Below are 21,704 nucleotides of genomic sequence, written 5' to 3'. Positions count from 1 at the left end.
CAAGGTCAGCAAGGTCAGCAAGGTCAGCAAGGTCAGCAAGGTCAGCAAGGTCAGCAAGGTCAGCAAGGTCAGCAAGGTCAGCAAGGTCAGCAAGATGATTCTTCACAGAACTCGCAGGATCAACAGCAACATTCAGCCGACAACGGAAAGTCACACAACCCAAGCGGCAACCAAGAGCAAAACGCAGATCAAGGCCAGTCTAAATATCACTCGGACTCCAAGACGAATGAAGACAACACCAAGCAAACTGCGCAGCAAAATAAAGCGAGCCAAGCCGGTCGACCATCACATGACAAAGATGACTCAAAACCTCAGAGTGCTCACGCACAACGGGCGACTAAAGAAGAGAGTCATAAGAAAGATCAGCAAGCTGTAACACAGGCATCCGATCAGCCTATGTCGAGTGATCCTGATATGCGAAAACTTGAACAAGTAGAAAGTGTCCGTGATCCGAGCCAGCTGCTGAAAGCACAAATGTTTTTACAAGCACGTCAAAAAAGTGCCCCTAACAACCAAAACAAAAAGTGGTAACCATGCGATTTTTAACTAAGCCATTTTTATCGATGCTACTGACACTGGTGATCAGTGTTTTCTCATCACACTCGGCATTAGCCGCGAACGCTTTTGCGAGTGTTTCCCAAAACCGTGTTACCCAAGATGAAGTCTTTCAACTCAGAGTCGCAACCGACGAAAAAGTCTCATCTGACGCTTTAGACCTAAAAGCACTGCAAAAGGATTTTTATGTCGCCAGACCAAACTTTGGTTCTTCGGTACGAATTGTGAACGGCAGTCGCACAGTGTCTAGCGAATGGAACATTACCCTTGCCCCCCTTCGATTGGGCCAATTGACGATCCCTAGCCTAGATATTAACGGCGCCAAAACCCAACCTATCACCATTAACGTTTCGGTAAATAAAGCCGCTCCAACGCAGAGTGATATGGCAGAGTTCCAGCTCAATCTGAGTCAAGACTCCCTGTACCCTCAAGAAGTCGCCGAGCTTGATGTAAAGCTCATCATTAAAGCGGATCCAAGAAGGCTGCAAGACCCTCAAATCGCACCACCAAGCTCTACAGAATTGAACATAGAGCCAATTGGCGAATCGAAGCAATTTCAAGATGTGATCAATGGACAAGAAGTCACGGTTGTTCAACAGTCTTTTCATATCTCGTCACAACACGCAGGGCAATTTAAACTTCAGGGTCCGAAGTTAACCGGGGCGGTGGTTTACTCAACCAACAACTCGAGCGCAACGCGCCTTTTCCAACTCGACACTCCGGTAGAGACCTTAAACGTAACAGTCAAGCCGGTACCAAAGGGCTACCAAGGTGAGTGGTTACCCACCGCTCACTTCAAGCTGATTCAGAAGTGGTCAGATAGCCAAGGCAACGAGCTGACAGATAACAAGACGTTAGGCGGTAACAAGCACAAGATTGAAATGGAAGCGGGTGATTCTCTAACTCGAACCATTACCATGACTGCCAGCAACTTGGCCCAACATCAATTACCAAAACTGAACATCACCTACCCCAGCTCGGTACGTGTGTACGAAGAGAAACCACAATTTGGTACAACACAATCTGGCGATGCGGTGGTGGTTTACAAGCAGGTATTGATCCCGAAAGAAGCAGGAAATATCTCACTTCCGGATGTCTCTCAAGCTTGGTTCAATACCGATTCACAATCACAGCAAACCAGTAAAGCACCGGGGCTAGAGTTAACCGTAAAGGCTAGCGATCGTGTGGCAGCAAGTATACCACCTGTCGCTCCGCCCCCAGCCCAACAAGCCACACCAAGAGTGATTAAGGTAGATAATCCAGGCGTTTGGCCTTATCTCACCGCCCTGTTTGCTGTCTTGTGGGTAATCAGCGCAGTAATGGCTTTCTACTTCTGGTCACGCCGTGGCGCACTCACGGAATCAACTCAGCCAGTTCAACGCCCTTCCAACACTGAAGAAGCGCTGACCGCCGCTCTTAAGGCACACGATGGAGTAATGACACGCACCTTGTTTGAACAGTGGAAATCTGAAAATCCAGATCTAAGCGATGAGTCGATAGCAACTATCGAAACTGAACTCGTGAAGCTAACCCAGAACCTCTACGGAGAGGCAAGTTCATCCACTCAACCATGGAACCCTAAATTGGCAATTAAGACCGTAAAAAAGCCCAAACGAGTCGCCACTAAAGGACGTAATAGCTCACTAGAAGCGCTTTAGTTAAAGGTTTTCCTCTAAAATAGTTACGCATAAAGGCCGTTGATCACTTTAAAATCAACGGCCTTTATTTTTAGAATAAGAAGAGAGAATTAATCAGCGAAATCAGGTCATGTTTTAAGAAAGTGTCGCAGCCACCTTTTGTTTTTTTAACGCAGAGACAACCCGATTGCGTCCCGAATCTTTGGCTTGATATAACGCTTTGTCTGCCATCTCATACAGCAGGTCGAAATCGAATTGTTGTTGATCAGAAGTTATCGAAGCGTAACCGACGGATGCCGTTAAATATCGACTGGTGCAGCTTTCACAATGCAGAATCTTCTCCTCTTCGATACGCTTTCTGATCAACTCTGCACGCTGTTTCGTTTCAGAGTAGTTTGTGCCGATCATCAACAGCATAAACTCTTCACCACCAATACGACAAAACGTCTCTTTATCACTATAAACATGGTTGTTTAATATCTGACCGACCATACGCAAAGCAGCGTCACCTTCCGCGTGGCCATAAACGCTGTTGTACAGACCAAAATGATCGAGGTCGACCAGGATCAATCCAAATGTGACCTCCTCTTGCACGGCCATCAAACCTTGGTCATCACAATTCAAATTATCTAAAACCTGTGCCAATTTACGACGATTTCCAAGACGTGTCAGAGGATCGAGTTTAGAGATGATATCCAATTGCTCATTTGCTCGTTTAAGCTCTTGAGTGCGCTTACTGACCTCTTGCTCTAACGTTTCATTCAGCTTTTTAAGTTCCTCTTGTGCCATGGTTCTTTGAAGGACTTCAGCAAGGCTAGAAGCAAAGATACGAATCACTTCGCGCAACTGCGACGTTAGGGGGCTGCGAGTCAACAAATTATCCGCCGCTATAAATGCAATAGGCTGCCCCGTATTCGTGGTAAGCATGGTCATTGCCGTCCAACCGACTCCCACAATATTAAAGTCGTGATAGATGGGTACTGACTCTTCAAAGGCTACTTGATTAGGACAAGCGCGAGCTGCCGACACAATGTTACGTTCCACCAGCTCCGATAAGTAATAAGATTCATCGACAATGTTACCTTTAACGTCTGTCCCCCAAGTACCTTGCATATAACTGCAATTCTTATCGGTAAGAAAAACCGCTAATCGATCTATGCCTAAGTGCTGTATCGCGAAGCTGACTGCCGACTTACACACTCCACTGACACTATCGCAACGAGACAGTTCAACCATGCTCGAATGCAGCATGCGTATATTTTGTTCTTGACGTTTACGGATGTATATTTGAGAGAGCAGAGAACCAAAAGATTCAAGCATCTGTTTTTGGTAATGAGTTATTGGCGAGCGTTTAATATAGTTGTCTATGGCAATCCAGCCGACCGGTTTGTCCCCTTCACGTAAGATCAACATACCATTCCACCCTTGACCGACGACTTTTCCCTCAGTATAGAGTGGTGCATGTTCGATAATAACTAAGTTAGTGTGGTTGTCAGACAGAGCTTCTATATATTCGACTTCGAGTTGATGTAGGTCGTATTGAGTGTGGTACTCGCTGTTGGTTTTCCCCGCTTCATCTGTTCCGTAAGTTCCACTAAAACTGCACTTTTTCATATCAAGCAGCATAAAGATGGCACGGTCAAAACCTAACCTGTCTCGAACCGCTTCTACTGAAGCTTTATACAAGGCATCTAACGATTCTGGGTTAGAAAGCTCTAACGCCACCTCATGAACCAGTTTAATATTTTCAACAAACAATTCACGAAGCTTAATTTCGTCGAGATATTGTGCTTCACGGGCATCTTTATATTTGCTCTCACACTCGGCATTCTTCTCTGCGCGTATATACTGCCAACGAGCTGCAACTAATTGAAAAAAATCAAACGCTTGATCAAACGTTTTTTGGGCCTTTTCTTGATTGCAATTTTGAACGATTAAAAAAGTTCTATAGGCAGCCCTGTTATCGAGCATCATGATAAATGACTCACCACCCAACACTCCCTCGTGCTGCCACTGACACGTATTGGTTGCCATAGCAAGCATGCCGTCCGTGATATCGAACTGGGAAACCCAAGGCCAGAATGTCGCAGGGTATTGTGCGAGTGACGTTAAATCACCGTAAGCAAATAGTGGTAACACATCACTTTCAGGTGTCGGCTCAACAAAGATACCGATCCCCTGGGGCGAGAGCCGTTTAATAAGGTAGTCAAAAAGAGGTTCTGCCAATAAACGGTGGTTACGCGCAGCAGAAATTTGTTTTGCAAAGACTTGAGTCGACACGCTTTCATCCATTGGCGGTTGATGGTTGATGGTTGATGGTTGATGGTTGATGGTTAAGCGAAAAATACCGAAGCCTTGATATGCAATCAATATAACTAAAAATGAGATGTTAAGCGGATCGCAATTTCTATTTTTACATTGTCACAAGCATGAGAAGGACGACAAAAATGGGATTTTCTGCCCAAAATTTTATCGACCTTGAGATTTTTGTTGAAACACTAAAAAAGCCCCACCTAAAGTAGGGCAAAACATCCATCGCTTATAGTTATAGTGATAATTTTATCGAGCGGTTCGATTATCTAACTTGCGTATCAATGAGAAGCGTTAAATCATCAATTAACCAAAATCACCGTTTACATAGCCTTTGGTACGATCATCTTTTGGTTCGCTGAAGATAACACTCGTTTCGTTATGCTCAACCAACTCGCCCATTAAGAAGAAAGCTGTACGATCTGAGATACGACGCGCTTGCTGCATTGAGTGCGTGACAATCACGATAGTGAAGTTTTTCTTCAGATCTTCCATCAATTCTTCAATCTTGTGTGTCGCAATTGGGTCTAGCGCTGAAGTGGGTTCATCCATCAAAATCACGTCAGGTTGCATCGCAATCGTGCGAGCAATACACAGACGTTGTTGTTGACCACCAGATAGACCAAATGCGTGCGCTTTAAGGCGATCTTTTACCTCATCCCACAATGCGGCTCCGCGAAGCGAACTTTCAACCACTTCATCAATATGCTTTTTATCTTTAATGCCTTGTGCACGCAGACCATAAGCCACATTTTCATAAATACTCATAGGAAATGGGTTCGGTTTTTGGAAGACCATACCAACGCGGATACGCAGGTCAGCGACATCAATATTACCGTAAATGTTAATACCGTCCATCTCAAGTAAACCAGTAATTTTGACACCTTCAATCAGATCATTCATGCGGTTCAGACAGCGCAATAACGTTGACTTACCGCAACCCGATGGGCCGATCAAAGCGGTAACTTGACGCTCAGGTACAGGTAAGTTAATCGATTTAAGTGCTTGGTTATCGCCATAAAAAAGGTCTAAATCTTTAATATTAAATTTGTTCATGTTCATCATCTCGTAATTCATCAAAATCTGTACTGTATTCGTTTTATCAGCTTATTTGGCTCAAGAAGCCTCTGCTTAGTAAGTGGCTGTATTAAAACGTCTGGCGATCAACTTAGTCAGCGTGTTGATCAGTAGTACAAGAACAATCAGTACTGTTGCTGTACCGTAAGCTTGATTCCATTCTTCAATGGTAAACAGCTCTGTCGTCAATTTATATAAGTGAACGGTGAGTGTTCGTCCAGAATCCATCAATGAGTCTGGGATACGAGCCACCATACCTGCGGTCAAGAACACAGGGGCGGATTCACCAATCACACGACCGATACTCAGAATAACGGAAGTGAGGATACCCGGCATCGCACTAGGAAGAATCAGACGCCAAATGGTGTATATTTTTGAAGCCCCCAAACCGTAAGAACCTTCGCGGTAAGTTTGAGAAACAGCCATCAACGCTTCTTCAGTGGTACGAATAATCACTGGAAGGATCAAGATACTCAATGTCAACGCACCAGATAGGATAGAGAAACCTAAACCTAAAATCGCAACGAAGAATGTCATACCAAACAAACCGAAAATAATGGATGGGATACCAGCCAATGACTCGGTACAAAAACGAATAACCTTAACTAAACGACTGCCCACTTTTGCGTATTCAGTCAGATAAATTGCCGTCATGATGCCAAGTGGTGCCGCTACCGCTATTGACGCAATAACCATGTATATCGTGGAGATGATCATCGGAAAGATACCATGCTCATCACCGGTACGTGTGTAATCATCCGTAATGAACTTCCAATCAACGTGCTGTAAGCCGTTAGAAAGGATGTACCACATAATCCAGAATAAGAAACCCACCGTTAGCGCTGCCGCAGTCCAGATGAAACCACTTAATACCGCGTCTTTGCGTGCGCGAGCTTTCTTTAACGCGACTTCATTCATCGTCTTGCCTCGCAAATTCGTTGGGTTAGCTTGAGGTGTGACATTATTTTCCAAAGACATAATATTTACCTCGCCTTCTCACGGTTCAAATAAAGTAGAATTGCATTCAGAGACATGATGAAAATAAGGAGAACAACGCCCGTCGCGTATAGCGCACTTGCGTGAATACCACTCGCGTAAGACATTTCAATCGCAATGTTCGCGGTGAGTGTACGAGCTGAATCTAAAATACCTTCAGGCATTGCTGGCGCATTACCCATCACCATAATGATTGCCATCGTTTCACCTAACGCCCGACCAATTCCCAAGATCACCCCTGTCATGATGCCTGAACGAGCAGCAGGAACGAGAAGCTTGAAGATGGTGAAGATCTTTGATGCACCTAACGCTAAAGACCCTTCTTTGTATGTTCTTGGTACTGCTCGAATGGAGGTTTCCGAAACCGTGATTACCGTTGGAAGAATCATCACCCCCAGTACAATAATACCGGCCAAAATGGTATTACCCGCGGGCACTTGAAACACGTTTTGAATCAGGGGGACGATAATCACTAGGCCAAAGAAACCATAAACTACCGATGGGATACCCGCTAACAACTCCACAGCAGGGCGAATGATGTCCGCTAGACGCTTGGGAGCGATTTCAGCAATGAAGATTGCCGTCAATACACCAATAGGCACGCCAACCACGACCGCACCTAATGTCGATACAACAGAAGCAACAATCATAGTCGCGACACCATAAAGTGCCGGTGGTAGCCAGTTTTGCCCTAAAACGATGCCCGCAAGGCCCGCTTGTTGGAATGCTGGGATACTTTCTTTAACGATGAAGTAAGCAATAACAGCAAGAGATACGATGCCGATGATGGCACTGGTAAGAAATAAGCCGTGGAAGATGTGTTCTCTCCAATCGATACGTTTCTTTTGACGTAGACTGGGTTTGAGTTGAGTCGCTTCGCTATTCATAAGCTGTTCACTATTCGTTGCGATGGTCATAACAAGTCTCACATATCGATGATCCTTAACACGCTTTGTCAGCGCACGAAGTCACTCGAAGTGGGATAAAAAAGGCTCAGCCAGAAAAGGTCGGCTGAGCAATATTAAGTAATTTGAGATTAGTGAATTGAGATGTAACCTTTGTTCTCAACAAGCGTCTGCGCTTCCGGCGTTAACATCCAATCCAGGAACTTTTGAGTTTCAGAAGAAGGCTTACCTTTTTTGTAAAGGACAAGGAAAGGACGAGCCACTTTGTAAGAACCGTTCTTCACGTTGTCGACAGATGCTTCAGTACCATCAATGGCAAGAGCATGTACTGAGCTATCGACAGTCCCTAAAGAGATATAGCCGATTGCGTAAGGATTAGATGCCACCATTGTTTTTAGTGCACCGTTTCCGTTCGCAACTTGAGCACGTTGAGAGATTGCTGATACTTTCATGCCAGACACTTTCATTTTAAGAGACATGATATCTTCGAATGCACCACGAGTACCGGATGCAGTGTCACGAGTGATTGCTACGATGGGCTTGTCTGCACCACCAACGTCTTTCCAGTTCGTTACTTTGCCTTTGTAAATAGCGGTCACTTGCTCAGCCGTCAGACCTTTAAGACCGTTTTTAGGGTTAACCACGACGGCAATGCCGTCACGAGCAATGACTTCTTCAATTAATGTCGCTTCTTTCTCATCATCTTTAAGATTACGAGAAGACATACCTAAATCAGCACTGCCGTTCTTCGCAGCTTTAACGCCAGCCGAAGAGCCTGGGCCTTGTACTTCAATAAATACGTTTGAGTGCGTTTTCATGTATGTTTCAGAGAAAACTTCCATCAGTGGAGTCACGCTGCTTGAACCAACTGCTGAAATAGTTTCTTTAGCTGAAGCCGGAGTCACTATGAGTGCACCTAGAAGAGCGATTGCACCGATAACTGTCTTTTTCATCACAAATTTCCTTAAGTGGCGTTATTGCCGTTGTGTTTTACTCGAACGGTGCCTACTTTAAAATCCAAATGTGACAGTTGTGTTTCACTTAATTGAAGCCTGTGTGACAACGACAGATTTATAATAAATTTCGCTCTTATTCGAACAATGGCTCATCACATATTAATCAAACTTAATGATTGCTCTGCTTTATCGACATATATTTAAAAATATCAAACTAYCTCTTCTATTTATATGGACACCTATCAATATATTTCTAGATTAAAAACCTGAAAAATGTAAAAGAAATAAAAAATATATGTAACAACCTTGCTTATCTAAATAATAAATAAACATGTTTTTAAATTCCTACTATCGTATGATAAAATCAATACCATTACAGATTGAATTGTTAGTCCCATTCATTAGAATCAACCTATAATTCTGATAATAACGGCTCTCTTCTTATARATTTATTCAAGGTTATACACAACATGCGAAATCTTCTCAGTGGCTTATCTATAAAAATACAGATTTTAATTCCTGTTCTTTTTTCCGTCGTATTACTTTTGGCGGGTATCATTGTCGGTGGTGAAGAGCTTGAAAATGCATTTAGTGATGTGTCAGTCGCAACCGATCAGTTGATCATACATAAAGAAGAACTCAGCGAGATCGTCGACAACAGCTACGATATGCGTATTAAGTCTATTTACAGTTTGTTCAACGCCGATGATATGAAAACGTTAGTTGAACAACTGAATCAAAAGCGTGCGCAAAATGCTCGCCTATTAGATTCATTAGATTCCGTAGAAGGGATGCAAAACGAAGTAAATGAGATGCGTAAGGCAATGAATCATTACGTCGAATTATCTCAAACAGCCATACTGCCGCTATTAAAAGTGAAACACGGTAATACCACTCTCACCTCTGACTTTGATAACCGTTACAAAATAGCGATCGATCAATTCCGTAACGCTGGTAATGAGATGGTAAAAGCTATCGATATTCTGTCTAAACAGTTGAATCGTATTGCCACCCAAGAAGTCGATAGAAATGGCGCACACCATAAGAGTACACTCGATATCGCCACCATTGTTCTGATAATCATTCTTTCCGCTTCATTAATTATCAGTTGGATACTCGCTGGTGTGATTGTTAAGCCCATCAGTAATATTCAGGAAACGATGCGTGAAGTCGCTACGGGTAACTTATTGGTTAAAGCTGAAGAGCATGGTAACAATGAAATCTCACGCCTAGCGCAAGATGTCAATAAATCCATCGTACAATTACGAAACACCGTCAGCTCACTCTCTCGAATTAGTATGGAAGTCGCTTCAGCTTCAACATAGCTTGCTGCTGTCATGACACAATCAAGTGCGAACTCAGACCAAGAAAGACAAGAAGTTGAACAAGTTGCTTCTGCTGTCAATCAACTTGAAAGCACGGCATCACACGTTAACGAGAATGCAGTGCAAGCCGATGTCGCGTCAAAGCAAGCCGATGAAATGGCAACGCACAGCATGAGTTTGTTTAATGAGAGCAACCAAGCGAACGAACAAATGGCAATTCAGCTTAGCGAAGCCGCAAATGTTGTGGGCACATTGAAAGAACAATCTGAACAAATTGGTAAAGTGATTGAGGTAATTCAGAGTATCTCTGAGCAAACCAATCTTCTTGCACTCAATGCTGCAATCGAAGCCGCTCGTGCTGGTGAAACTGGTCGTGGTTTCGCCGTCGTAGCCGATGAAGTCCGCATGTTAGCAGCACGTACACAAGACTCTACCAAAGAGATTCAAGCGATTATCGAAGGCTTACAAGTTGAGTCAGGTAACGCAAATGAGAGCATGGACCGTTCATTGTCAATGCTGGAACGCAACCAACACCTGACGGGTGAAGTGAGCTCAGCATTATCAAATATCGCGAATTCAATCACCGACATGACCGATATGAATACGCAAGTTGCCTCTGCCGCAGAAGAGCAAAGCCAAGTAACCGCTGATATCAATCGTAATATTACCAATATCTACAATTTGGTGACCCAAAACGTAACCGGTATCACCCAAGCGACAACTGCAAGTCATGAATTATCGCAACTCGCTGAACAACAAAAACAGCAGTTGGATTTCTTCAAGGTTTAATTTAATTATCTCATTGCATTTCGCACCAAAGATAATATTAATCACGCCAAAAACCAGTCACATATGACTGTTTTTTTTTCAACGATACACTTTTGAGCAAAGCCTTACTGGTCAATATCCTTCAGCCTATTTTCTCTTTTTAAGTAGAACCGTTCCCCATTCCACCTACCGTAGTTCGAAGAGCAAAGACAAAAAAACCGCCATCGTCGGCGGTTTTTATTTGCATTAGCTTTTATAAAGATCGGTTTTTATCAACCTTCGATTATCACTGTGGTGAGTTGATTACTCGTCGTCCACTTTTGGAGCCACTTTCTTCTTAGGGATAAATACGCTATCACCCACGGCCACATTCTGGTGGAAGCTCTTATCGCGCTTAACCGGTTTCTTCGGCGTTTTCTTAGCTTGAGTCGCTGTCTTCTTCTTAGCCGGGCCACCTTTCACAAAAGTCGGTTTACGTGGCTTGATGCCTTTAAACTTACCTTTTAAGCCTTCAAGCACTGAGAAAGTAAGATCTTGTTGGAGGTAAAGCTCAACACGCTTAAAGCTATCCCAGTCTTTTGGGCCAACCAAAGAGATTGCATCACCTTTGTTGCCAGCACGACCCGTACGACCCACACGGTGTACGTACTCTTCGGTGTGCTTTGGCATATCAAAATTAATAACGTGGCTTACGTTTGGAATATCAATACCACGTGAAGCAACATCGGTTGTTACTAAGATCTTGTAAACCGCACGCTCAAACTGACTCATGATGGCATTACGTTGTGTTTGGTTGAGGTTGCCGCTCAATGCCACTGCTTTCAGCTTCTTCTCGTTTAGCTTATCCGTTAGGCGATCCGTATCAGCGCGCGTTGCAGTGAAGATCATCACCTGGCGGTATTCCGCCTCTTCCAGAACTCGGTCTAAAATCGCTTCTTTGTGATCTAAGTGGTCACACAGGTAAAACTTCTGAGTAATATCAAGGTGCTGTTCGTTAGACACGCCTACAGAGATACGCTTCGGTGCGTCTAGCATTTCATTAGCAATGCCATTGACTTCCGCATGATCAAGCGTCGCAGAAAACATCAACGTTTGACGACGACGGTGTTTAGCGGCATTCGCAATACGACGTAATTCAGGAGCAAAACCTAAATCCAACATACGGTCAGCTTCATCAAGGATCAACGTTTCAACACCATCTAAGAACAATGAACGATGCTCTAGATGGTCGGCAAGGCGGCCTGGAGTCGCGACGATAAAACGCGGGTACTTACGCAGCGCTTTAACTTGATCGTTAAAGTTCTCCCCACCCAAAATAAGCGCCGCTTCGTAAGATAAGCCACCAAGCATACTACGTAGTTCGCCGTAAACTTGTTTCGCTAACTCACGAGTAGGAGCCAAAATTACACCACGAGGATCTTTAGCAGAAAACGCTTTTGTTTTTAATGCTTTGTGAATCATTGGTAACACAAACGCCAATGTTTTGCCTGATCCCGTTTTTGATGAAGCCAATAGATCCTTACCAGCAATAGCAACAGGGATCGCTTTTGTTTGGATCTCTGTCGCTTTCTTGAAGTCGTAATGTTTTAAGTTCTTCAGTAAGCGGTTATCTAAGCCTAAATCTTTAAAGTGCAAAGGACTCTCCAGTCATGATGGTATTGAATAAAATTAATTTAACGTAACATGATACCGCGAAAGTGCTTTATAAGGATAGAGATCACCGTAAATTTATCCTTGAATCTATCGTTAGCTAGAACATTGTATCTATTGCTAGCAAAGGGATAGCGTCACGATACATCGTCAAAGCCGACTTCAAATATGTCGCATCTCAAAAATGAGACACATTGTGATGCTTAGCTAGTTACCTTCAATAATTTAACGATTTCTTTAGTTATTGATTTTGCGCTTAAAAAATTAGTCGCTACAATCATTAATGAAGCGACTATATGATAAAGAATGTATAGCGCATCTTTTGATGATAAATAAGCAAGGAGTTCTTATGAATAAGACGTTAATCGCAGCTGCAGCCTCAGTTTTCATTTTAGCTGGTTGTTCTTCTGAGCCAGAAGAAGCTGCAATGTCAGAGATGGACCAATTGACGAACCAAGTTGCTGAACTAAGCAACGAAGTTGAAGCGCTTAAGAGTGACAAAGCGGCAGCTGAGATGAAGGCTCAAGAAGCATCTGAAGCCGCAATGGCAGCAAAAGAAGAAGCGGATCGTGCGAACGAACGTATCGACAACATTGCACAGTCTTACACGAAGTAGTCAGACATACGCAATGAAGCTGTAGATTAAATCAGTCGCAAAATGCAGTAAATTGATATCACCACCTCCAAATAGAGGTGGTGTTTTTTATTTAAGGGAGAGAGCAAGCAGAAATCCGTTTCAAGGAACCTATCGAACTAAAACTCAATCATAGGGGGTGTGATTTCAACAGGGACGCCGTTTTGGGCAAAGATAACCGCTTTCGCCTTTGCGCTAGGAATATCGGCATCTTGAAGCCACCATTTTAATTCAACCGGAATTTGCAGCAATTTCTTAGATCCATCACTTCGCGTCAATGGTTCATGTGCTTCTACAAACACACTTCTATCCGGTTCCAATGACACTTTGATCGGTTCATTAATAATGGTGACTTGTTCACCACGCTGCACTTGCTCAAAAAGCCACTCTATATCTTTGGGTTCCATTCGAATGCAACCAGAGCTGACCCGTAAACCTATTCCGAAATCCTTGTTGGTGCCGTGGATCAAATAGTCACCGGCACCATAAGCAAGTCGCAATGCATAATCACCAAGCGGATTTTCCGGCCCTGCAGGCACCACTTGAGGTAATTCAATGCCTTTTGCTCGGTACTCTTCACGGATTGAATTCGGTGGAGTCCAAGTTGGGTTGGGTCTTTTTTGGCTTATTTTAGTGATCATCTCAGGAGTATCACGCCCGATTCGACCGATGCCGACAGGAAACACGTGCACCTGATTTTTTTCAGGCTCAAAGTAATACAGCCTTAGCTCTGCAAGATTGATGACGATGCCTTTCCTTGGCGTATCAGGCAAAATTAAACGACTAGGGATGCTTAACACATAACCTTCTGCGGGCAGAAAAGGATCCACCCCTTTATTTGCAGCCATTAAAGAGAGAAAGCCAATATCATATTGCTTTGCAATGTTGGCCAACGTCTCGCCAGCAGCCACTTCGTGTTGTTGTATGCGCCCTACAATGCGACTTTCTGCAGGAGGAAGTTCAAATGTTGCTGCAGACACCCACGGTGAAGCGACTCCAATAATCAAAAAGCTTCTAACCGCAAGCAGGGCTATCTTACGTAGTTGTGTTCTCATAAAGTGAAAAAACGTCGCGTGAGCGCAGTAAGACATACATTTCCTTGGATTACCTTTTATCTAAGTTTAGATTATCGTTGATTTAACATCTCTACAACGGTTACTTATCGCTAAACACCTATAGGTTTACGTTACCAGACATATTTACCCTCTTGTTGCATATCGATTTGGTCACGCAAAATCGATTGCCTTTGCGCTTTCAACAGATTTAGTTATTTATATCAATAAAACTGTATAACTGAGGCCATTTTGTGACAAACATCTCATGGGACCTCGTTTTAACTCGCTAATATTGCCTCAACAAAACGAATTCAATTCAACAGAATCGGTAATTGATTAATCCTGTTCCTATAATTACCGTTTAAACTTTGGAGAACGACCATGGCAACACCTCATATTAATGCTCAAGCTGGTGATTTCGCAGAAACAGTACTGATGCCGGGCGACCCGCTTCGCGCAAAATACATTGCAGAAACCTTCCTTGATGACGTGAAGCAAGTTTGTGACGTTCGCAACATGTTTGGCTACACAGGTACTTACAAAGGTAAAAAAGTATCCGTTATGGGCCACGGTATGGGTATCCCATCATGCTGCATCTACGTACATGAGCTAATCGCAGAGTTCGGTGTGAAAAATGTGATCCGTGTAGGTAGCTGTGGCGCAGTACGTGACGACGTTAAACTCATGGATGTTGTTATCGGTATGGGTGCATCAACTGACTCAAAAGTAAACCGTATTCGTTTCAACAACCACGATTTTGCGGCTATCGCTGATTTCGGTCTTCTAGAAGAAGCCGTTAAACAAGCTCGTGTACAAGAAGTTCCAGTTAAAGTTGGTAACGTATTCTCTGCCGACCTTTTCTACACACCAGAAGCTGACCTTTTCGAAAAAATGGAAAAATTAGGTATCCTTGGTGTTGATATGGAAGCGGCTGGTATCTACGGTGTGGCTGCGGATCTAGGCGCGAAAGCACTAACTATCCTTACCGTATCTGATCACATCATCCGTGGTGAGAAACTGAGTTCAGAAGATCGTCAAAAGTCATTCAATGATATGATGACCGTTGCGCTTGAAACAGCAATCAACATTTAATCGCTAGACTCAAGCTAACTTTCTTGCACTAGCTCCTTTTTGACGATACATAGATTGAAACGCAATACCTCGCAACCAAGCTCGCTTGGTTGCCTAAATAACCCCGAGGGGGCGATCGTGTCCAACGACAAGCTGCCAAAAGATGCGGATGGATTACAACTCAACTTTTGTAAAACATTGGCGTGTGACAACTTTGGCTTGAGCGATGCAAAACTCTATGTTTTGCAACATGCGAATCCTAAGCGTCCAGCGATGGTTTGTCGTGAGTGTGGATCTTTCCCCCCCTTACTTAATAATCGTGAAGTGTTAAACGAACTTCATCGTTTAAGACAACTTCACAGCGATGGCCTTCCTGCTTGTCGTAATGATGATTGCGATAACTTCGGCCTATCGGTTCATACCCATAAACATCTCTATCACGCCTTTGGTTACAGTGGTGACAGGCAACGCTATCGATGCAAAGATTGCCAATCAACTTTTGTTGACAAGTGGTCTGGGTCCAACAAAAAACTCCAGTTTCAAGAAAACCTCATGGGCTTATTGTTTATGAGTTATTCTGTCCGTGAGATCTGCAGAAAATTAGCAATCAATCCCAAGACTTTCTATGACCATGTTGAGCATATCGCAAGCCGCTGTCGTCGAAAATTAGCAATGATTGATGCAAGATGGGTCAATCATGCTGAAGAGTATCAATTTGCTTCGCATTATCAGCGTTTACAACCAAAAAGTAATAATGGTGTGCTTTGGATCGCCACAGGTGAAGCGCATTCTGGCTATATCCTCTGTCAGCATGTCAACTATTCTCAGCATGAAGAACCGTCGGGGAAAGTTGACCATGATCCTTACGATGACGTTGCACGCTTTGTCTCAAAAGCGTATTCGTCAGAGGCAAATTTCGATCTCCCTCCACCATCCGACAAACTGAAAGAGCGCATTGAGCAGCAATACCAAGTGATTCTTGCTCGGGGTAATGTTGAAGACCCAATGGGTAACCTCACTGCATTCAGTTACCCTTCTAAAGGTGCCCTCATTCGACCACCTTATACCTCATATGCTCATTTCTTGCATGTGCTTGATATGTGTAAAGAAAACAAACACGTCACGATCTATATGCCACAAGAACCCTTGTTAAGATCCGCCGCACTAAGCGTCTGTTTACCACGCATTCAGAGTCTAAATATTGACTTAATGTACGTAGAAGAAGATTCTGGCTGGCAAGACGACCAACGTTTTGAAAAGATCGACATCGTTCATATGAGCTGGTGGCGCGATCGCTGGGCTATCGCAAATCAAGGCGACAATCAGAAAGGCATCTGCTACTTAACCGGTAATAATTCAAAACAAAAGCCGTGGTTTAATACCGCTTCTATCCAACAAACTAAATTCTATCAGCAGCGCTTCCAAATGTTATTTGATAGTTTTATCAATGAACCTAGGCGGAAGCTTCGCCCAGGAGGCATCTTACCATTGCTGGACATATTTAGAGCTTGGCACAATCTATGCTACCAAGATAAGCAAGGGCTCACCGCTGCGCAACGCCTAGGTGTGACAGAGCGGCCACTAACCCTAAAGCAACTGCTCTCATAACAGCTAAACGTGTTAGTATTTCTTCTGGAACTCATTGATTTAAAGTGACAACATGAGGTCACACCTATAATTTTAAAAGATAGTTGTTTTTTTGACGCTCTAAGAGAGATAAATGATGCTTATCCTTGATAACACTCTTATAATGATTGTGTTATCAATATGCTCGATAATTATGGATCTAAGCCTTGGATAAAAATCAGCACCTTCTTGAAACAGAACTAGAACAACTCAAAACTCGCATCGACTCTGAGCCCTCAGTGATCCTAGAGATCACACAGCAATGCCTCTTCAGGTCAGAACAAGTTTTGTTTGAAGAGGGCGCGATCCAGTCACTGATGTTAATGGCCAGATGCTGCTGGAACCTGATGGATTACCAGAAAGGTTTAAAATACATCAAAGAAGCCCACAAACGACAAAGCCAATTAGATACCGACCTTTTTCTTCCTGAAATTCTCCATTTACATGCTCTCCAATTCTGGGGGCAAGCCAAATATTACTCCGCACAACAGTACTGGATCAATGCGTTAGAGCAATCTGCGTTGACTGATGATATCGAGATACAAATTGAATGCCTGATTGGCCTAGGCAACATTTGGCGAATCACTCACGAGTATAAACTCGCATGCTCTACCCACCAACTCGCGGTAAAAGTAGCCAATATCAGTCGTATAGGTTGGCTTGAAGGTAAAGCAAGAATACTGCTCGCTTGGGATTACTACCTGCTCAATAATTATGTTCAAATGTTATCTGTGCTCGACGGTGCAGAAGATGCCTTGAAATACCATAAAGATAATACTTGGCATGCCGAAGTATGGGATTTTAGGGGGCTTGCTCTCCTTGGCTTAGAACGTTTAGATGACGCGGAAAAAGCAACAGCCAAAGCTCATAACTTGGCGATAAAACACAACTTAGTATGGATGAAGGCGCACTCCTACATCAGTCGAGCTCGCCTAGAGTTGCTTAGAAAAAGGCCAGAACAAGCCACAGAATTGCTTAAACTCGCAGAACTGTCGGCCAACGAATTTGATAATGGCGAACTACTCAGTCAGATATGTTATCAACAATCACTCGTTGCAGAAGAGAACCTGGATTTTAAAGGCGCTCTCGTCGCCTTTAAAAAGTATCGTCAATATTCTATCGGTATGCTTCGAGAGCAGACCAACCGCGTCGGCTTAGATAAAGCGCGCAGTTCAAAACGCCAACTTGAACAAAGAGCAAGAAAACTGATTAACCGTATTCGGGGTCAGCACGAATACAATCCCGAGAAACACTTTTCTTATGTTGTTTCGGAAACCTTTTGGTGGGAACAACTGGTGCTATTTAAAACAGAACTCAAACGCTCAAACCACAGCATCATTATGTTTCAGCATCCAGATACCGATTACTTAGATATCTGCACTGAGATTGCCCATACTTTATGTAATCGAAACGACTTCATTTCGAAGCTAAGTTCAGAGCGGGTTGCTCTTATGCTTTCAGAAAAAGGACACGCCGCAGAACAGACCTTCCAAACGCTCAGTACCATGTTGGAAATCTATCCTTGGCACAGAAAGGGGTTAAAAGGCCCGCAACCTATCATCAGCCTCAATGATATTCTGACGTTTCCGTTCACCCTTGAACAACTTGAAGAAGACGATACTGAGGTACAATCTTGATGGAAACCTTATTGTGCAAGATCACGGATGCCGGCTTGGACCCTTCATCGGTATCAGGTGAAGAAGCGATCATTTTCTGGAATCATATTCGACAACATATTTCGACGACCAAAACCGAACAAGCGCATTGTTATATCATCAGCTCTGAATACCGGGCTAAGTTGCAACAAAACCAAGCCAGTATCGAAGAGTTAAGGCATGCATTAGATCTACTCCACTTACCCTCTGATATAGAAGATATTCTTACAGTTAAAACCAGTTTAAGTGACCGTTTAGTTAAAATTGGGGATTACAACGCAGCTCTGAATGAATTCGTAACATCGTCATCGATGGCGGTTGAATACGGCTACATTGATAAATATGTGGCGGCTATTTTAGGTATGGGGAACCTATGTGATGCCTATGGTGATCATAATCGAGCCCTTCGTTATTACCAAAAGATCAATAGCATTGACCATGCAATAAGCAGTCGCTCTCTTCGGCTCAAATTTAAACTTCATATGGTCGCGAACCTGCTCATGCTTAACCGCATCACCGCAGCCAATGATTTACTGAACGAATGTGAAGAACTGAGTATTCTCGTCAGCAACAAACGACTGACCACTCAGATACTGCTTTACCAAGCAAAAGTACTTCGTAGCAAGAAAAAATATAACGATGCATTGAACTGTTTAGCGAAGGTTCAGTATCCCGTCAATAATACCCGAGCAAATTGGCTGGCGATGATGACTCGCTTGGAAATGGCACATTGCCTGAGTGCTATCGGCAAACAAGAATACGCTAGCATGATCCTTTCAAGTACCGATAAACGCGTGAGTGAATACGCCTCTCCTGTCCTTGCAAAGCGTTTCTATGACTCCTTGAGCGAAGTGTGTGTAAAACAAGGACGTTTTCAAGAAGCGCTGAGTTATGAGAAAAAAGGTTACCGAATTGAAACCGATCTGATGAAGCAGATTCCAATCAGCGAACTGGGAGCGAGTCAACTGCGCCGCCTTTCTCGCTTTGAGCTACAACTCAAGCTCATCCTCTCAGAGCAAGAAAACAGAGAGCTGAAAGAGACAACCGAACAACACAAGAATGCGGTGGCACAATTACAACAAGATGTTTTCACCGATCCATTGACAGGTTTGCGTAACCGTCGATGGTTAGATGTAAAACTGAAAGACATGCTGCTGAATGAAACGCCTTTTACATTGATGGTTGTCGATATTGACCACTTTAAATCCATCAATGACGAACTGAGCCACTTAGTGGGTGATAAGGCGATAGTTAATGTGTCTCAAGAACTGCGCTCTCACTTCAAATTCAAAGGTGCTTCATGTATTAGGTTTGGTGGCGAAGAGTTCTTAGTCATCCTAGAAAACACCGATCTTGCGCAGGCAGAAATGCACGCTGAAAATTATCGTGAGCGTATATTTCAATTTGGTTGGCATGACATACTGGGTGAACGTGGATTAACGGTCAGTATCGGTATCACTTTGCATCGCGAGGGGGAAAACACTCAACGCACCTTCTACCGCGCCGATAAAGCGCTATATCGAGCGAAAGCTAACGGTCGTAATCAAGTGTGTACAGAGTAGCGATATGTAACTCTACCACCAAGCCATCAGTCGAAGTCCTATCTTAAAACACGATGAGATCTTATAAAGTCCGCCAAGGATTTTATTGGCACCAGAATCGATGACACATTATTTTAACTCAACAAATCATTTTTATAACAATTACTTGAATGATAGCGTAGTATATTTATAACTAATATATAACATTACAAGGACCTGTTATGTTTTTAGACTACTTTGCACTCGGTCTACTGGTTTTCGTCGCATTAGTCATCTTTTACGGCATCATCGTCATTCACGATATCCCCTATGAAATTGCGAAAGAACGCAATCACCCTCATCAAGATGCGATTCATGTGTCAGGCTGGGTTAGCCTATTCACCTTACACACTATCTGGCCATTCCTTTGGATCTGGGCAACGCTATGGCGTAAAGATCGCGGTTGGGGCTTCGCCAAATTAGAAGAAGAGCAACACGACATTCATCATCGCGTCGATATTTTAATTGATCAAGTAAGCACCCTTCAGGAAGAAATCGCGCAGCTCAAACACACCGATACCACACAAAATGGCTCAGAGAAAAAAACAAACAACGCTCAAGATCAGGAGGCTAAGTAATGGATTTACTGCTGATAATGACCTATGCGGCACTTTGTATCACCATCTTCAAAGTCTTTAATATTCCGCTCAACAAATGGACAGTCCCAACCGCTGTGCTTGGGGGTGTCGTCCTGATTGGTACCTTAATTCTATTGATGAACTATAACCACCCTTTCACGCAACTCGGTAACCAAGTGTATTCAACAACACCGATCGTTTCCGGTGTGAGAGGTAAAGTTATCGAAGTGCCTGTAGAGGCAAATAAGCCTCTTAAGCAAGGGGACATTCTTTTCAAAATCGACCCCGTGCCATTCGAAGCGGAAGTCGCAAGATTAGAAGCCAAGGTAAAAGAAGCGAGCCAAGGTGCGTTGAGTATGGAATCTGAAGTGGCTGAAGCAGAGGCTGCAAGAATCAAAGCCATCGCAGAGAGAGATAAAGCCCAACGTGAATTCTCTCGTTACAAACGCGGTTATGACAGCGGCGCCTTTACCGAGCAACAATTAGACACTCGCAGACAAGCTTACAAAGCATCAGAAGCCGCCGTTAAAGTTGCCGATGCGAATCTGGAACAAGCAAACATCGCCTTGGAGTCTGAAATAGGAGGCGAGAACACCGCCGTTTTGAGCTTATTGGCGGAGTTGCGTAAAGCTCAGTTTGATTTAGAACAAACCGTGGTTCGAGCGCCCACTGACGGATACGTTACGCAGCTAGCCTTACGCCCAGGTGTCATGGCAGTACCACTTCCTTTGGCCCCTGTGATGACGTTTGTTCACACAGAGGAGCAGTTCTATACCGCGGCGTTCAGACAAAACTCCTTACAACGTCTACAACCGGGTTACGAAGCTGAGTTCCTATTTAGAGCCTTGCCAGGAAAGGTATTTAAAGGGCGTATCGATGAAGTAATTCCAGCCATTGGTGAGAGCCAATTCCAAGCTAGAGGTGCCCTTCTCGGTACGGATGCATTACGTACCAGTGGTCGGGTGTTTGTTAAACTGAGCATCACGGATGATCTGTCTGACTACCATTTACCGATGGGGACTGCGGTCGAGGTTGCTGTTTATTCCGACAGTTTCACTCATGTGTCGATTATGCGTAAAGTACTTATTCGCATGAAGAGTTGGCAAAACTATCTATACCTTGACCACTAAACGTTCGTAGATATACAACAACCTGCTTAACAGGTAATTAAAGCGAATGAAAAGCCAGATCCATTCTGGCTTTTTTGTTGCTTGATTAACCACAAAAGTGCGCTTTTCACACAATATTTAGCTGTTCAGATGGAATTTTAGACATCTAGACACTTATCTTCCCTTATAGAAGAGTTCTACTGTATAATGCGCGCCT

Annotated in this window: 15 protein-coding genes and 2 pseudogenes; 10 read left to right on the top strand and 7 right to left on the bottom strand. The window is 43.6% G+C overall.

Annotated features, from left to right (window positions below):
- Positions 1 to 531: pseudogene (locus L4B77_RS10695) on the top strand (hypothetical protein); the annotation flags it as partial.
- A gap of 2 nt (positions 532 to 533) precedes the next feature.
- Positions 534 to 2,213, top strand: coding sequence for a BatD family protein (locus L4B77_RS10690; protein WP_429750346.1), 1,680 nt, complete (start codon positions 534 to 536; stop codon positions 2,211 to 2,213).
- Positions 2,214 to 2,327: 114 nt separating this feature from the next.
- On the opposite strand, the gene L4B77_RS10685 is transcribed toward L4B77_RS10690, so the two are convergent.
- From L4B77_RS10685 to L4B77_RS10665, 5 genes are all read right to left on the bottom strand, one after another.
- Positions 2,328 to 4,484: a GGDEF domain-containing protein gene (locus L4B77_RS10685; protein ID WP_429750348.1), complete on the bottom strand. Its 2,157-nt coding sequence runs from the start codon at positions 4,482 to 4,484 to the stop codon at positions 2,328 to 2,330.
- Between the two features lie 324 nt (positions 4,485 to 4,808).
- Positions 4,809 to 5,558, bottom strand: a complete 750-nt coding sequence (gene pstB, locus L4B77_RS10680) for a phosphate ABC transporter ATP-binding protein PstB (RefSeq protein WP_261840621.1) — start codon at positions 5,556 to 5,558, stop codon at positions 4,809 to 4,811.
- 75 nt (positions 5,559 to 5,633) lie between these two features.
- Positions 5,634 to 6,497 (bottom strand): phosphate ABC transporter permease PstA, encoded by an 864-nt coding sequence (gene pstA, locus L4B77_RS10675; RefSeq protein WP_261840734.1) that lies wholly within the window; start codon positions 6,495 to 6,497, stop codon positions 5,634 to 5,636.
- 65 nt (positions 6,498 to 6,562) lie between these two features.
- Entirely contained in the window at positions 6,563 to 7,492 is a 930-nt protein-coding gene (gene pstC, locus L4B77_RS10670; RefSeq protein WP_261840733.1) for a phosphate ABC transporter permease subunit PstC, read from the bottom strand.
- Positions 7,493 to 7,611: 119 nt separating this feature from the next.
- Entirely contained in the window at positions 7,612 to 8,433 is an 822-nt protein-coding gene (locus L4B77_RS10665; protein WP_429750344.1) for a phosphate ABC transporter substrate-binding protein, read from the bottom strand.
- 473 nt (positions 8,434 to 8,906) lie between these two features.
- Between L4B77_RS10665 and L4B77_RS10660 the strand changes: the two are divergent.
- Positions 8,907 to 10,550 (top strand): annotated as a pseudogene (locus L4B77_RS10660) (methyl-accepting chemotaxis protein).
- Positions 10,551 to 10,832: 282 nt separating this feature from the next.
- On the opposite strand, the gene L4B77_RS10655 reads toward L4B77_RS10660, so the two are convergent.
- Entirely contained in the window at positions 10,833 to 12,164 is a 1,332-nt protein-coding gene (locus tag L4B77_RS10655; RefSeq protein ID WP_261840618.1) for a DEAD/DEAH box helicase, read from the bottom strand.
- 364 nt (positions 12,165 to 12,528) lie between these two features.
- On the opposite strand from L4B77_RS10655, the gene L4B77_RS10650 reads away from it, so the two are divergent.
- Positions 12,529 to 12,795 (top strand): Lpp/OprI family alanine-zipper lipoprotein, encoded by a 267-nt coding sequence (locus L4B77_RS10650; RefSeq protein ID WP_261840617.1) that lies wholly within the window; start codon positions 12,529 to 12,531, stop codon positions 12,793 to 12,795.
- Between the two features lie 137 nt (positions 12,796 to 12,932).
- Here the strand turns inward: L4B77_RS10650 and L4B77_RS10645 are convergent, their stop codons facing one another.
- Positions 12,933 to 13,904 carry a L,D-transpeptidase family protein gene (locus L4B77_RS10645; protein WP_372064817.1) on the bottom strand — a complete coding sequence of 324 codons (972 nt, stop codon included), beginning with the start codon at positions 13,902 to 13,904 and terminating at the stop codon, positions 12,933 to 12,935.
- 345 nt (positions 13,905 to 14,249) lie between these two features.
- Between L4B77_RS10645 and deoD the strand changes: the two genes are divergently transcribed.
- The 6 genes from deoD to L4B77_RS10615 all read left to right on the top strand — a co-directional run bounded on the left by deoD (position 14,250) and on the right by L4B77_RS10615 (position 21,508).
- On the top strand, positions 14,250 to 14,960 hold the full coding sequence (gene deoD, locus L4B77_RS10640) for a purine-nucleoside phosphorylase (RefSeq protein WP_261840615.1): 711 nt from the start codon (positions 14,250 to 14,252) through the stop codon (positions 14,958 to 14,960).
- Positions 14,961 to 15,077: 117 nt separating this feature from the next.
- Entirely contained in the window at positions 15,078 to 16,547 is a 1,470-nt protein-coding gene (locus tag L4B77_RS10635; RefSeq protein ID WP_372040567.1) for a lactate dehydrogenase, read from the top strand.
- A gap of 185 nt (positions 16,548 to 16,732) precedes the next feature.
- Complete coding sequence (locus tag L4B77_RS10630; RefSeq protein ID WP_429750340.1) at positions 16,733 to 18,202, top strand: tetratricopeptide repeat protein; 1,470 nt, start codon at positions 16,733 to 16,735, stop codon at positions 18,200 to 18,202.
- Positions 18,202 to 19,782 (top strand): GGDEF domain-containing protein, encoded by a 1,581-nt coding sequence (locus L4B77_RS10625; protein ID WP_261840612.1) that lies wholly within the window; start codon positions 18,202 to 18,204, stop codon positions 19,780 to 19,782. Before L4B77_RS10630 ends, L4B77_RS10625 begins: the two co-directional genes overlap by 1 nt.
- 200 nt (positions 19,783 to 19,982) lie before the next feature.
- Positions 19,983 to 20,378 (top strand): DUF3302 domain-containing protein, encoded by a 396-nt coding sequence (locus tag L4B77_RS10620; RefSeq protein ID WP_429750338.1) that lies wholly within the window; start codon positions 19,983 to 19,985, stop codon positions 20,376 to 20,378.
- On the top strand, positions 20,378 to 21,508 hold the full coding sequence (locus L4B77_RS10615; protein WP_429750336.1) for an HlyD family secretion protein: 1,131 nt from the start codon (positions 20,378 to 20,380) through the stop codon (positions 21,506 to 21,508). Before L4B77_RS10620 ends, L4B77_RS10615 begins: the two co-directional genes overlap by 1 nt.
- Positions 21,509 to 21,704 lie beyond the last annotated feature (196 nt).

Origin of the sequence: Vibrio minamisatsumaniensis (assembly GCF_050337445.1) — a bacterium.
GTDB classification, from domain to species: domain Bacteria; phylum Pseudomonadota; class Gammaproteobacteria; order Enterobacterales; family Vibrionaceae; genus Vibrio; species Vibrio artabrorum.
The sequence above is the reverse complement of the archived record's forward strand: the minus strand, read 5'-3'. Positions and strand labels throughout refer to the sequence as shown.